Source organism: Kineosporia babensis, assembly GCF_021129305.1.
Classification (GTDB): domain Bacteria; phylum Actinomycetota; class Actinomycetes; order Actinomycetales; family Kineosporiaceae; genus Kineosporia; species Kineosporia babensis.
In genome coordinates this window covers 561,686-575,016 of record NZ_JAJOMB010000003.1, presented here as the reverse complement: position 1 = coordinate 575,016, position 13,331 = coordinate 561,686, and the positions used below count along the sequence as shown (strand labels likewise).

Here is a 13,331-nt window from a genome sequence, read left to right as displayed (position 1 = left end):
GCTACGGCACCAGGACGATCTTGCCTCGGGCGTGACCGGTCTCGCTGAGCTCGTGAGCCTTCGCTGCCTCCTGCAGTCTGAAAACGCCCGCCACCAGACGTCGTAGCTTGCCCTGCTGAGCCAGGTCGTGCGCGACCTGAAGGCCTTCGACCGCCTGGGGGTCGGCATCCGGTCCGGCCGAGCGGGACAGCTTCACTCCCAGTTCGGGCGCGGTCATGTCGGCGATGGTGACCACGCGCTCCGGCCCGCCCGCCAAGGCGACCAACTCGCGAAGGGAGCCTTTGCCCGCGGTGTCGAGCACAGCGTCTACCATTTGGGGTAGGCGGTGGGCGAGACCGGGGCCGTAGGTGACCGGAATTGCCCCGATCTCCCGCAGGAAATCGTGGTTGTGCGGGCTGGCGGTGCCGATGACGGTGGCGCCGCGAGCGACCGCGAACTGGGTGGCCACCGAACCGACCCCACCGGCAGCCCCCTCGATCAGCAGGGTTTCGCCCTCCTTGAGCTTGAGCTGGTCCAGGACCCGCTGCGAGGTCTCGGCGTTACCGGCCAGCCCACCGACCTCCTCCCAGGACAACGCCGCCGGCTTGGGGCCCCAGAGGGTCAGTACTGCGTACTCTGCGTTCGCGCCACCCTTCTGGGCGACGTCGACCAGGCCGAAAACCTCGTCTCCCACCTTGGTTTCGCCAACCCCGGCGCCGATCTCGTCGACCACGCCGGCCGCGTCCACTCCCAGGACGTGCGGCAAGGTCAGCGGCATCCAGTCACGGAAGCGGCCCGATCGGAAGTAGGTGTCGGCCGGAGTCAGGCCGGAGGCCCTGACCGCGATCCGGATCTGTCCCGGCCCGGCGTGCGGCTCGGGAACGTCGGCCACGTGCAGGACATCTGCGGACCCGTACTCGCTGAACTGAAGTGCTCTCATGCCGCCGAGACTAAGTGGACGCCTGCGTCCAGCTAGGTAAAGTGAGAGTATGGCCGAGAATCTGTCTCACCTGCGGGCGGACGCCCGTGACAACCGCGACCGGATCATCGAAGCCGCGCGTGAGGTCTTCGCCGAGGTCGGGCTGGAGGCACCGATGCGGGAGATCGCGCGGCGGGCGCAGGTCGGCCCGGCCACGCTCTACCGCCGATTCCCGACCAAGGACGCCCTGGTCGCCGAGGCGTTCAGCGATCAGATGCGGGCGTGCGGGCGAATTGTGGACGACGGGCTCGCCGATCCGGATCCGTGGCACGGATTCTGCTCGGTGGTGGAGCGGGTGTTCGATCTGCACGCCCGGGACTGGGGTTTCAGCGCCGCCTTCATGAAGACCTTCCCCAGGGCAATGAATTTCGCGGCGTCCCGGGACGATTCCCTGGCCAAGATGGCGAGACTGGTCGGGCGGGCGAAGCGCAGCGGGGGTCTGCGGCGCGACTTCGTGATGGAGGATCTGATGATAGTGATCATGGCCAACGGCGGTATCCGGACGGAGTCGACGTCGGCCTCGGTGGCGGCCTCCCGGAGGTTCGCCGCGCTGGCTCTGCAGGCCTTCGCGGCCGATCCGTCACGGGTGAAGCTGCCGCCGGCCGCGCGGGTTCCGCTGGTGATCAGGTAGCACGAACGGCCGCCGGTAGCGCGCAGGCTGACCCGTGTTTCGGTGCGGATCTGCTGTGGCTTTCTGTAGTACCGCTGTCAGAGCGGTTTTTCAGGTTCTGCAGGCTGTTCTGCCAGGAACGGTGGGCAGAGTTCTTCTCATCACCACAGCGGAACCGCCGCTACGGAGAACACGAAGGAGACACACCATGGCGAAGATCCTGAAGGCCCGCGACCGTCGTCCGGCCCGCAAGATCGAGGTCCAGCCCAAGAAGAAGAACACGCCGGAGGCGAAGCAGCCGGCCCGGGGCGGTCGCGACTGATCCGCCACTGATCAGTCTGCCTGCCCAGGCCGGACCGGTGCACTCTGCAGAGTGCACCGGTCCGCCGGATTTTGGCGGCGGTGTGATCTGCCCGTCATAGCTCGCGCTCAGGTGACGAGCGTGATCTTTCCAGCTGAGGTGGGAAGTCTGCTCGGTGCAGACGGTGAAACGGTCACCTTCGCGACAGACATGGAGACACCTCTTGGCGAGCGACGAGTCGCCGGAAGAACTGCCCCGGCTCAGCTGGCCGCAGGTGTTTCGCCGGTTCTGGCCCCTGACCGAGGGCCGCCGCCTGGCCATGGCCGGCGCGCTGCTGGCTTTCACCCTGGCCGTGGTGGCCGACGCGATCGGGATCGAGCTCCTGGCCGACCTGATCGACGGCGCGGTGGAAGACGCTGATCTGGAACAGTTCTGGGGCCCGGCCGGGATCTGGGCCGGAGTGACCCTGGTCGCCGCGGTCCTGACCTACCTGGGCTCGGTGCTCACAGCCTCGGCGGCCGAGCGGTTCTCCCGTCGGCTGCGCGCCCAGACCCACGACCACCTCCTCACCCTTGCCCCCGAAGAGCTGGACCGCCGAGCTCTCGGGGATGTGCTCTCCCGGGTGGTGGACGACACGGAGGACGTGGAGCACCTGACCGTGACCGGGGTCATCGATGCCGCCGGCTCGGTGATCGCGGTAGTCATCTTCGGGGTGGCGGCCTGGCGGCAGAGCTGGATGCTGGCCCTGGTGGTGCTGGCCGCGGCCCCGGTGGTCTGGCTGCTGAACGGCTGGCTGACCGGTCGTACCCATCGCCTTTCGATGAGCACCCGGGTCGCTCACGGCGAGCTGACCTCGGCCCTGGAGCAGAGCCTGACCAACTCCGCTCTGGTGCAGGCCTACAACGCCCGCCCGGCCGAGCGCCGCCGCCTGGCCACGGTCTCCGGACGGCTGATGACCGCCCGGCTGCGCCAGACCCGGCTGGCCTCGGTGCAAGGTCCGCTGACCGAACTGGTCGAGACCGCCGGACTGCTGGCCGTGATCGGGATCGGCGTGGTCGACATCGCGACCGGTGACCTGACCGTCGGTGGGCTGTTGGCCTTCACCGCCTACCTGACCTTCCTCTACCCACCGATCACGGCGCTCGGGCAGCTCGGCCTGACCGCTTCCCAGTTCGGCACCAGCGCAGCCCGGCTGGTGGAGCTGCTGGAACTGCGCCCTGCGGTCCTGGAGCCACCGGTGGTCGACCTCCGGCCGTACGACCCCCTCCAGCGCGCCGACCTCGTCATCCAGGGCGTGACCGTGTGCTCACCCGGCCGCCCGAACCGGCTCAGTAACGTGAGCCTGCGCATCCGACCGGGCGCCTTGGTCATGGTGACCGGCCCGAGCGGTGCCGGAAAGTCCACCCTGATGGAGCTTCTCGTGCGTTTTCGCGACCCCGACCACGGCAGAGTACTCCTGGCCGGTCGCGACCTGCGCGACTACCCACTGCACGAACTGCGCCGGCAAGTGACCTGGCTGCCGCAGGAACCCTTCATGTTCGACGAGACCCTGCGGGAGAACATCACCTATGGCACCCCGGAAGACCCCGGCACCGGCGCGATCACGTTGGCGGCCCAGGACAGCGGCGCGGCCGAGTTCCTTGAGCGGCTGCCGAACGGTCTGGCCACCCAGGTCGGCCAACGCGGACGAGCTCTGTCGGGTGGCCAGCGCCAGCGCGTCGCCCTGACCCGGGCCCTGCTGCGCCAGGGATCGGTGCTGGTGCTGGACGAGCCCACCACCGGCCTCGACCCGCGCACCGCCCAGAACCTGATCGGCACCCTGCGCGAACTGGCCGACGAAGGCCGCACGGTGCTCCTGGTCACCCACGACCTGGCCCTCACCCGGCACGCCGACCAGGTGATCGAGCTGAGCGGCGGCCGAGTCCGCCGGACCACCCTGCTCCCCGACTCCCCGACGGTGCCGATCCCGCAGCTAGTTCAGCCGGTCCCAGGCGGCAATGCCTCCTTGTAGGTGCACGGCGTCTGGGTGGCCTGCGGCCAGGACGGCCCGGAGCGCTTCGGCCGAGCGGGTGCCGCCGGCGCAGTGCAGGACCAGGCGTACGGAGTGGTCGAACCGGCCGGGGTCGGCCAGCACCTTGGTCAAGGGGATGAGTTGCGCACCGGGGATGGCGTGCTGAGCGTGCTCGGTGGGTTCTCGCACGTCTACCAGGGCGATCTCGCCGTCTTGGAGTTCGCGGGCCAACTGGGCGGCGTCGATCTCTGGGAGCGCGGCGATCGTGGTGACCGGTTCGCGTTGCGGATCCTGGCTGAGGTGCAGGGTGCACCACGTCATGGCCAGGGCGTCATGAATCAGGACTCGCCCGAGCAGGCTCCGGCCCGCACCGGTGATGAGCTTGACGGTCTCGGTGGCCATGGCCGCACCGATCGCGGCGCACACAGCGCCCAGCACGCCGGCCTCGTTGCAGGAAGGGACGGTGCCGGGGGCCGGTGGTTCGGGGAAGAGATCGCGGTAGACGGGTCCGTGACCGGGCCAGAAGACGGCGACCTGGCCCTCGAAGCGCAGCACGGCGCCCCAGACCCACGGCCTGCCGGTGAGCACGCAGGCATCGTTGACCAGGTAGCGGGTGGTGAAGTTGTCCGACCCGTCCACCACCAGGTCGTACGCCGCGAAGAGGTGCTCGGCGTTGCCGGGGCAGAGCCGCTCGTTGTGCTTGATCACGGTGATGAGGGGGTTGGCGCGGGCCACGGCGTCGGCGGCGCTGTCGACCTTGGGGCGGCCGACATCGGCAGTGCCGTGGACGACCTGGCGGTGCAGGTTGGTCTCGTCCACCACGTCGTCGTCGATCACCCCGATCGTGCCGACCCCGGCCGCGGCCAGGTACAGCAGCGCGGGGGAGCCGAGGCCTCCGGCGCCGACGAGCAGAACCCGCGCGGCCTTGAGCCGGAGCTGGCCCTCTTCACCGATCGCGGGCAGGAGGAGCTGGCGGGCGTAACGGCGGCGTTCGTCGCTGGTCAGCTCGCTCGCGGGCTCCACCAGGGGCTTCATGCGGCACCGAAGCGGGCCAGGCCCTGCCAGCTGGAGGACGCCTGGGCCAGCGCTCGTTGCGGGATACGGCCGGCCAGGTGCGCGGCGCGGCCGGCCAGAACGGCGTGGCGCATCGCGGTGGCCATCAGCTCCGGGTTCTGGGCGCGGGTGACGGCGGTGGCCAGAAGGACGGCATCGCAGCCCAGTTCCATGGCCAGGGCAGCATCCGAGGCGGTGCCGACGCCGGCGTCGAGGACGACCGGGACCGAGGCCCGCTCGACGATGAGGGCGATGTTGTGGGGGTTGAGGATGCCCAGACCGGTCCCGATCGGGGCGCCCAGCGGCATGACTGCGGCGCAGCCGGCGCGTTCCAGGCGCAGGGCCAGGGCCGGATCGTCGTTGGTGTAAGCGAGGACGGTGAATCCGTCGCCTACCAGTTGTTCCGCGGCCTCCAGCAGTTCCACCGCGTCCGGCAGCAGGGTGTCCTCGTCGGCCACGACCTCGAGCTTGACCCAGTCGGTGCCCAGCGCCTCCCGGCCCAGGCGGGCGGTGAGCAGAGCTTCGCGGGCGGTGCGGCACCCGGCGGTGTTGGGCAGCACCTGCACCCCGGCCCGGTCCAGGACCTCCAGCAGCGAACCCCGGGCGGCCGGATCCACCCGCCGCAGGGCGACCGTGGTCAGTTCGGTGCCGGAGGCCCGCAGTGCCCGCTCCAGCACGTCGTGATTGGCGGCTCCACCGGTGCCGGTGATCAGCCGGGAACCGAATACTTGCCCAGCGATGCTGAAATCGTCGCTCATCCGCCGGCCACCGCCGTCAGCAGTTCGAGGTGGTCCCCGGCGTTCACGGCGGTCTGGGACCAGCGGCTGGAGGCGACGACCTGATCGCCCAGGGCCACGGCCGCACCTCGTCCGGGCTCCACCGTCGGCGCGAAAAGCTTTACGGCCTGGGCCACACTGGATCCGTCCGGCACCTGCAGCGCCTGGCCGTTGACAAAGATCTCCACGGTCACTCTCCTTCCGCCGCTTTCTGGAATCGTTTCGGTGAGCAGGCAGCGATTTCGGGGCTGGGCGTTCCGCCGGAGGCCAGGGTGGCGACCGCCTCAGCAGTGACTGCGGCGAGCAACACCCCGTTGCGGTGATGGCCGGTGGCCAGCAGCAGACCCTCCACCTCGCCGAAACCGATCAGAGGAAGGTTGTCCGGCGATCCGGGACGGCACCGGGCCATCGTCTCGACCAGCTCCAGTTCGGTCACGGCGGGCACCAAAGCCTGTGCATCCCGAAGCAACTCGTACACGGCCCCGGCCGTCACCCGCTCGTCGAACCCGCGATCCTCACTGGTGGCACCCACCACCAGCTCACCGTTCTCGCGGGGGACCAGGTAAACCTCGCGGTCGCGCACCAGCCCCCGGACCGTGCGCTGCAGAACGTGTTCGCCCTTGGGCATGCGCAGCCGGAGGATCTGGCCTTTCACCGGCCGCACCCGCCCTTGCCCGGCCGCCGCCCCGGTGGCCAGAACCACCAGATCGGCTCGCCGCACAGTGCCGTCGGCCAGCCTCACGCCAGTCGCGCACCCGTCCTGCACCAGCACTTCCCCAAGCTGGGGAACATGCTCCACGCCGGCCCGCTGCCCAGCAGTCCACAAGGCTGAGAACAACTCTCGAGGATCGACCTGATGATCGTGGCGGATCAGACTGCCGCCACAAACCCCGGGATCGAGCAACGGCTCCAGCACCCGGCACTCACGGCCGGTCAGCCCTTCCACCTCGAGACCGAGACTCTGCTGAGCAGAGCGGATCTGGGACAGCCGGGCCCGATCGCCGGCGTCCAGGGCGACCGCAAGAGTGCCGCATTCCCGGTAACCGGTGGGCAGCCCCGAAGTGCTGGTCACCGCCGCCGCGAAGTCCGCAAAACCGGCCGCGGCCAGCAAACACAACGCCAGCAAGTCATCTTCGCCGGTGCGTAACTCATTGACCGGCGCCAGCATCCCCGCCGCGGCCCGCGAAGAGCCACCGCCAGGATCGGGATCGACCAGCGCCACGCGATGACCACGCTGAGTCAGGCGCCACGCGCACGCCGCACCGACCAGGCCACCGCCCAGCACCACCACATCCCCCCGAGCTGCACGCTGCGCAGCCGGGGGATCCCCTGAGGGAACCACCCAACTCTCCCTTCGCCGGCATGATCCGGAGCAGGTTCGACGGTCGACGAGTGCGCTCGCCCTCTCAGCCCGCGATTCCGGGCTCCCGTGGTCCGGCCACCATACCCCGTGAATTCGTTCCCGTCGTCCCCCACTTCGCATGGCAGACTTCCGCGAATGCCGAACCTGGATGCGCTGACCTCAGCCCGCCTCTACTTGTGCACCGGCGCCCGCCGCCGCGAGGCAGATCTGGAGCAGTTCCTCGACGCAGTGCTTGCCGCCGGTGTGGACATCGTGCAGCTGCGTGAGAAGAACCTTGAAGCAGCCGAAGAACTGGAGCTGCTGGAAGTGTTCGCCGCTGCCACCCGTCGCCACGGACGTCTGCTCGCAGTCAACGACCGCGCCGACATCGCCGCAGTCGCCGGTTCCGACGTCCTGCACCTCGGCCAGCAGGACCTCTCACCCGGGCAGGGCCGCCGACTGACCGGAAACCGTTCTCTGATCGGCCGATCCACCCATTCACCGGCTCAGTTCGACGCCGCGATCGCCGACCCCGACGTCGACTACGCCTGCGTGGGCCCGACCTGGGCCACGCCCACCAAGCCCGGCCGGGCCGCGACCGGTCTGGAGCTGGTGCGTCATGCCGCTGAAAACGCTCAGAAAAAGCCGTGGTTCGCCATCGGGGGGATCGACCTTACCAACGTCGATCAGGTTGTGGCGGCCGGTGCCCGCCGGATTGTGGTGGTCCGCGCGATCACCGAGGCGGACGATCCGGCCGCCGCAACCACCGAACTGCTCAAGCGCCTTCCCGGTTATCACTTTTCGTAGAGGAGATCGAGCAGGTCCTGCCCGGCGGCCGGTAGATGCTCGGGACGGTAGGCCAGGGCCAGGCCGACCGTGGGCGTCGGCCCGCGGAAGCGGCGCAGGCGGACCCCGGGCATCGGTAGTGCGCGGGCCCGGCCGGCCGGTACGACGGCGATCACGCCACCGGAGGCGACCGCGCGCAGTAATTGCTCATCGTCCGGCTCGTAGCGGGCGTGATTGAAACCGCCGTTGGGCCAGACCTGTTCAACCGTCCGGTCGTACATGCCGGGACCGTTCTCGCGCGGCCACATCACGACCGGTTCACCGACCAGGCGTTCCCGGGCAACCAGTTTCAGTCGCGCCAGCGGATGCCCTTCGGGAAGAGCGAGGAGCAGTTCTTCCGGCTCCATCGAGCAGCACACGATGCCCGCCTCCTCGATCGGAGGCCGGACGAAGGCCAGATCGAGCCGGCCCGCGAGCAGGCCGGCGACGTTCAGCGCGGTCCACCCGGTCTCGGCCAGTACCTCTACGTCCGGAAACCGTTCGCGGTAGCGGGCGATCAGGGCATCCACGGCGCCGCCGCGCGCGGAGCGGGTGTAGGCCAGCCGGATCCGGCCGCTGCGACCTTGGACGGCGGCCTGAATGCGGGCGGTCGCGGCATCCACCCGGGCAGTGAGGTCACGCCCCTCGGCCACGACCAGTTCGCCGATCTCGGTGAGCGCACATCCGGTTCGGCGCCGCACCACCAGTTCGGCGCCGAGTTCCTTCTCCAGCTGGCGGATCTGCTGGCTCAGCGCGGGCTGGGCGATGTGCAGGCGCGCGGCGGCCCGGGTGAAGTTGAGTTCTTCGGCCAGGACCACGAGGTAGCCCAGCCGCCGGAGGTTCAGCGCCATTCCATAAGTGTTGCCTATGAAGGCAGCTGAAATCGATATTGGACGCTGGTGTGCGGCTTCGGGTGAAGTGGTGGCGTCAGCCGATCGCATTTCAGGGGGAAGCAATGAACGATGTCACGATCGTCGGGGCGGGGATCGTCGGTCTGTCCTGCGCGCTGCGCCTGCTGGAAGCCGGGGCCCGGGTCAGCATCCGGTGCACCGATGCGCCGGAGAACACGGTGTCGGCCACCGCGGCCGCGGTCTGGTACCCGAGCGGTTTTCCGGCCGGCGATGCCCGCAGCCTGATCTGGGCGCGCGGCGGGTTCGACCAGTTGGCCGAGCACGCCGGTCAAGGGGCGCCCGGCGCCATCATGCGTCACACCCGGATGTTGCTGCGTGGTCCCAAGCCCGCGCCGTGGTGGGGGCCGGCGGTGCCTGACTTCCGGATCGTCGAGCACGACGGCACGCAGGCCGGTGTGGTTCAGGAGTGGCAGTTCACGGTGCCGACGGTGGAGATGCGCCCTTACCTGAGCTGGCTGGTGCAGCGGGTGAAGGATGCGGGCGGTGAGCTGGATCGCCGCCCGGTGCAGGCCCTGCGCGACCTGGAGACGCCGGTCGTGGTCAACGCCACCGGCCTGGGTGCCCGGACCCTGGCCCAGGACGAGGGGGTCCACCCGATCCGCGGTCAGATCGTGCTGGTCTCGAACCCGGGCATCGAGACCTCGGTCCGTGACGAGCAGAACCCGGCCGGATCCACGTATGTCCATCCCCGCCGCAACGACATCGTCCTCGGCGGGACGGTCGAACCCGGTCAGGACGACGTGCTGCCTGACCCGGCGGTGAACGACGCGATCCTGGAACGCTGCCGCGCTCTGGTTCCGGAGCTGGCCGAAGCCCGGGAACTGGGCCGGGCGGTCGGACTACGCCCGGGCCGAGCCGGCGGGATCCGCCTGGAAGTGGTCCCGGGCGCGCGGCCGGGCACTCACGTCGTGCACAACTACGGTCATGGCGGTGCGGGCGTCACCCTGGCCTGGGGGTGCGCCGACGAGACCACCCGCCTGATCCAGGGGCTGTGAGTCACGACCACCTGATCGAGCGACCGCTGAAAACTTAAGACGCGGTGTAGAAGACCACGCGTAGGTCACCTTCGCCGAGGGTGAGGACGTCGAGGTCAAGGTCGAGGTGCCCGTGGACCGGACTCGGCACCCGCAGCCGGTCCGCGTGGCCTCCGGGGACCGGCGGCGCGTCCCAGAGCTGGACGAACTCCGGGCTGGCAGCCTGCAGGTCGCTGATCATCGAAGCCAGTTCGGCGTCCGCCGGGTAGCGACGGGCGGTATCACGGAGCTCGGCCACGACGGTGGCGCGCCAGCCGTCCAGACGATCGGGGACCCGGAACGGCGAAGGCCCGGCCTCGGTGAAGGCCCGCCAGACCACGTTCCGCTCGCGGCCGGGAGTTTCGGGCACGCTGCACACGTCCGAGTGCCACAGCTCGTTCGCCGCGAGCACCGTCCAGCTGGCATCGCACACGCAGACCGCGACCTCGTTGAGCCGGGCCAGCATCCGGCGGGCGGGCTCGGTGACCTCCCGCGGAACCCGGCCGTCCGGTTCCGGGGAGGCGGAGTAGCCGGCGAGAGCGCGCAGCCGGGTGTGCTCCAGGGTGTTCAGGTGCAGGGCCTGGGCGAGGGAGTCGACCACCGCCGGGGACGGTCGGCGGCGGCCCTGCTCCAGGCGTTTGACGTGTTCTTCGGAGACCCCTACCAACCCGGCCAGTTCGTCGCGGCGCAGACCGGGGACCCGCCGGGCGGCGGGCAACGAGGCGGGCACCCCGGCCTCGGCCGGGGTGAGCCGGCGCCGCAGGGTCCGCAGCGCAGTCCCGAAGTCGTCATCCCGCCGCACGGCCCCATTGTGTCAGCCCTAGTCCCGGGCCAGCTTCGGCCCGCCGGGAACCGGGGCGTCGGCGGCGTCGATCGGCTCCATGTAGAACCGGGAGCGGCGGATCAGGCCGTCGCGGACCGTGATGATGATGACGCCGCGCAGGTCCTGCCCGGCCGCCTTGGTGTAGTGCCACTCACCCCACACCTCGTCGCCGACCTCGACCGCGTTCGTCATCGTGACGGTGATCTCCGGCGACATCGTGAAGATCATTTCCCAGTTGCGGCGCACCTGTTCGGGGCCGGTGAAGTCGCGGCCGGGGTGAGCCGGCCATTCCCCCGAGAAGTCCGGGCCGAAGCAGGCCGAGACGGCGTTCAGATCGTGTTCGTTCAGGGCGCGGATCAGGCGCTCCACCAGAGAAGTGCTCATGCCGACGACGCTAACCGCGCTCGCCGGGCACTGGGCGGGGCCAGGATGTACCACTTTCGGGCTGACCCGGCCACCGACGAAAGGTGCTCGCCGTCAACGACGGCGAGCACCTCGTCCGCAATTACTTCGCACTACCACCAGGCTGCCGAACGCCGTTCACCGTGAGGGTGTACGGCGCGTACTGCTGCACCTGCTCGGTCGGCTCGTCGTAGGCCACCACGGCCACCACCTGGGTGGCCTTGCTCAGCGCCTTGAGCTGCTTGCTCTTGGCGTCCAGCTTTATGCTGCCCTTGCCGTTGAAGCTGACCTGGACGGCGCTGTGCTTCTTGGCGTCCAGGCCGACCAGGCGCACGTTCCAGTTGTGCACCGTGATCGGGACGATCTCGGTCGGGGAGTCGAACGGCTCGAGGCTGGAGCCGTCGCTGATCGCCGTGCCGCCGACGGTGATGTCGTCGACCAGCAGCCCACCCTCGTTGACGCCGCCGTCGCTGACGTAGCGGATGCTGATCAGCACCTCCTGACCGGCGTAGGCCGACAGGTCGAACTCGTGGGCCACGAAGCCCTCGGTGGTGCCGTTCAGGCCCTGCCCGAGCGGGCCGGCCACGGTCTTGTCGCCGGCGATCGGCGCGCTGTACGTCTTGCCGCCGTCGGTGGAGACGCTGACGTAGCCGTAGTCGTACGTGGCCTCGGCCCCGTACTTGGCCAGGAACTTCAGCGTCGGGTCGGCCGTCGGCACCGCGGCCTCGGTGACCAGCGCGGCGTCGGTGTTGTTCCCGTTGCCGGAGAACAGCACCGGGTTGCCGGCCCGGTCCGGGTCGTCGTCCACGACCGTCCAGGCCAGCGGCAGGGCGGGCAGGGTCTTGGCGCCGGTGAACTTCAGCGACTTGAGGTTCTTGCCCTTGACCTTCAGCGGCACGTAGTCCGCGCCGTTGGGGGAGACCCCCGGGGTGATGTACGACTGCGGGTTCTCCAGGTTGACCGAGGAGTTCAGGCTCTTGCTGGTCACCTTCTTCTTGGCCACGCCCTTGATCGTGGACTTCTTGGAGGTGTCCAGGAAGGCGTCGAGCAGGGTGGAGGACTGGAAGTCGTGCAGGATGCCGTAGACGTCCTTCGCCCCGGCGGCCTTCACCCCGTTCAGGCCCTGGTTCTGGCCGTCGTTGTGCAGTTCGGTGATGAAGTCCAGGCCGTAACGGTCGTACAGGAACAGGACGAACGAGTAGGCGTGGCCGTAGTCGGCCAGCACCGCGTTCGGGTTGGCGGTGTCCTCACCCCAGAGGTTGAGCGAGTTCTGGGCGCCACCGCTGTCGCGCGGGTTCTGGTTGTAGGGCGTCTGGACGGTGCTGTAGCCCTGGTAGGAGATCAGGTGGTTGTCGAAGCCGGGCTGCTTCACCGTGGCCTTGGTGTCGGAGTAGCCGGTGAGGAAGATGGCGAAGTCCGACAGGCCCTCGTTGAGCCAGGTGCTCTCGTTCGGGTCGGTGTAGTACTGCAGCAGGTGCTGCCACTCGTGGCCGAAAACACCCTCGTACAACCAGGGACGGGCGGGTCGGCTGGTGCACAGGTCGTCGGTTGCGGCGTCCGGTGGGTTGGCGGTGGTGCGATGCGCCCAGTCGAAGGCGTCGATCGTCATCACGTTCCGGTCGAGGATCTCGTTCAGGTACGAGGAGAAGAAACCGGCGGTGTAGGTGGGCTGAGCCGGGAAGTCGTAGTAGTTGGGGTCCCGGACGTTGTCCACCAGGGTGACGGTCTTCTCGCCGCCGCCGGTGTAGACGCCGCCGTTGCCGTTGGCGTCCGGGCCCAGCAGGGCGTTGGAGCCGTCGCGGTCGGGCGGGGTGCTGAAGGCCGCGGTCTCCTTCGGGTACATGTTGGTGTCGAATTCCTTGACCAGACCGGCCACCTGGGCATCGGTCACGGTGGTGGAACCCTCGACGGCGTTGCGGCAGTCACCCTCGGGGAAGGCGATGTCGTTGGCCACCCACACCTCGATGTGCTCGCCGACGCCCCGCAGCGTGAAGTCCTTGCGGTAGTAGCCCTGGGTGTCGTCCGAGGCGACCCACTGGCGCACCGTCCCGACCTCGGGGGTCGGCGCGGCGGCGGCCTTGGTCCGGGACTGGGCCTGGCCCTTGAAGCTGTCCGGGGCCTTCACCGCCTTGCCGTCGATGAGTTCCGGCGTGCGGGTGCCGGTGGTGATGTCGCTCTGCCCGTCCGGGGCCGGCGCCGGAGCAGCCGGGGCGGCCGGGGCGGCCCAGCCGGGTGTGGCCGGCAGAGCCAGGGCGAAGAGCGAGAGGGCGACGGGTATCGCCAGACGTTTCCGGGCCATGCAGATC

At 69.5% G+C, this 13,331-nt stretch carries 13 protein-coding genes; 4 read left to right on the top strand and 9 right to left on the bottom strand.

From position 1 onward, the window contains the following. Position 1: 1 nt before the first annotated feature. Complete coding sequence (locus tag LR394_RS08785) at positions 2 to 919, bottom strand: NADP-dependent oxidoreductase (protein ID WP_231440166.1); 918 nt, start codon at positions 917 to 919, stop codon at positions 2 to 4. 49 nt (positions 920 to 968) lie between these two features. Between LR394_RS08785 and LR394_RS08780 the strand changes: the two genes are divergently transcribed. Beyond that, entirely contained in the window at positions 969 to 1,589 is a 621-nt protein-coding gene (locus LR394_RS08780) for a TetR/AcrR family transcriptional regulator (protein ID WP_231440165.1), read from the top strand. Between the two features lie 503 nt (positions 1,590 to 2,092). Then, positions 2,093 to 3,880 carry an ABC transporter ATP-binding protein gene (locus LR394_RS08775; RefSeq protein WP_231440164.1) on the top strand — a complete coding sequence of 596 codons (1,788 nt, stop codon included), beginning with the start codon at positions 2,093 to 2,095 and terminating at the stop codon, positions 3,878 to 3,880. Here the strand turns inward: LR394_RS08775 and moeB are convergent. Genes moeB through thiO form a run of 4 tightly spaced genes read right to left on the bottom strand, consistent with a single transcriptional unit; the run spans position 3,842 to position 7,051 of the window. Further along, positions 3,842 to 4,915: a molybdopterin-synthase adenylyltransferase MoeB gene (gene moeB / locus LR394_RS08770; protein ID WP_231440163.1), complete on the bottom strand. Its 1,074-nt coding sequence runs from the start codon at positions 4,913 to 4,915 to the stop codon at positions 3,842 to 3,844. The two genes, LR394_RS08775 and moeB, sit on opposite strands and share 39 nt — an antisense overlap. Next, positions 4,912 to 5,691, bottom strand: a complete 780-nt coding sequence (locus tag LR394_RS08765) for a thiazole synthase (protein ID WP_231440162.1) — start codon at positions 5,689 to 5,691, stop codon at positions 4,912 to 4,914. Before LR394_RS08765 ends, moeB begins: the two co-directional genes overlap by 4 nt. Next, entirely contained in the window at positions 5,688 to 5,897 is a 210-nt protein-coding gene (thiS, locus tag LR394_RS08760; protein WP_231440161.1) for a sulfur carrier protein ThiS, read from the bottom strand. Before thiS ends, LR394_RS08765 begins: the two co-directional genes overlap by 4 nt. A gap of 2 nt (positions 5,898 to 5,899) precedes the next feature. Then, entirely contained in the window at positions 5,900 to 7,051 is a 1,152-nt protein-coding gene (gene thiO, locus LR394_RS08755; RefSeq protein WP_231440160.1) for a glycine oxidase ThiO, read from the bottom strand. 156 nt (positions 7,052 to 7,207) lie between these two features. Between thiO and thiE the strand changes: the two genes are divergently transcribed. Beyond that, a complete protein-coding gene (gene thiE / locus LR394_RS08750) occupies positions 7,208 to 7,858 on the top strand; it encodes a thiamine phosphate synthase (RefSeq protein WP_231440159.1) in 651 nt (216 codons plus the stop codon). On the opposite strand, the gene LR394_RS08745 is transcribed toward thiE, so the two are convergent. After that, positions 7,846 to 8,727: a LysR family transcriptional regulator gene (locus LR394_RS08745; protein WP_231440158.1), complete on the bottom strand. Its 882-nt coding sequence runs from the start codon at positions 8,725 to 8,727 to the stop codon at positions 7,846 to 7,848. The two genes, thiE and LR394_RS08745, sit on opposite strands and share 13 nt — an antisense overlap. Positions 8,728 to 8,831: 104 nt before the next feature. Between LR394_RS08745 and LR394_RS08740 the strand changes: the two genes are divergently transcribed. Continuing rightward, positions 8,832 to 9,782 (top strand): FAD-dependent oxidoreductase, encoded by a 951-nt coding sequence (locus tag LR394_RS08740; RefSeq protein WP_231440157.1) that lies wholly within the window; start codon positions 8,832 to 8,834, stop codon positions 9,780 to 9,782. Positions 9,783 to 9,816: 34 nt separating this feature from the next. Here the strand turns inward: LR394_RS08740 and LR394_RS08735 are convergent, their stop codons facing one another. The 3 genes from LR394_RS08735 to LR394_RS08725 all read right to left on the bottom strand — a co-directional run bounded on the left by LR394_RS08735 (position 9,817) and on the right by LR394_RS08725 (position 13,324). Continuing rightward, entirely contained in the window at positions 9,817 to 10,602 is a 786-nt protein-coding gene (locus tag LR394_RS08735; RefSeq protein WP_231440156.1) for a helix-turn-helix domain-containing protein, read from the bottom strand. Positions 10,603 to 10,620: 18 nt separating this feature from the next. Beyond that, positions 10,621 to 11,007: a nuclear transport factor 2 family protein gene (locus tag LR394_RS08730; protein ID WP_231440155.1), complete on the bottom strand. Its 387-nt coding sequence runs from the start codon at positions 11,005 to 11,007 to the stop codon at positions 10,621 to 10,623. A 121-nt stretch (positions 11,008 to 11,128) separates the two neighbouring features. Then, positions 11,129 to 13,324: an immune inhibitor A domain-containing protein gene (locus tag LR394_RS08725; protein WP_231440154.1), complete on the bottom strand. Its 2,196-nt coding sequence runs from the start codon at positions 13,322 to 13,324 to the stop codon at positions 11,129 to 11,131. Between the last annotated feature and the right edge of the window lie 7 nt (positions 13,325 to 13,331).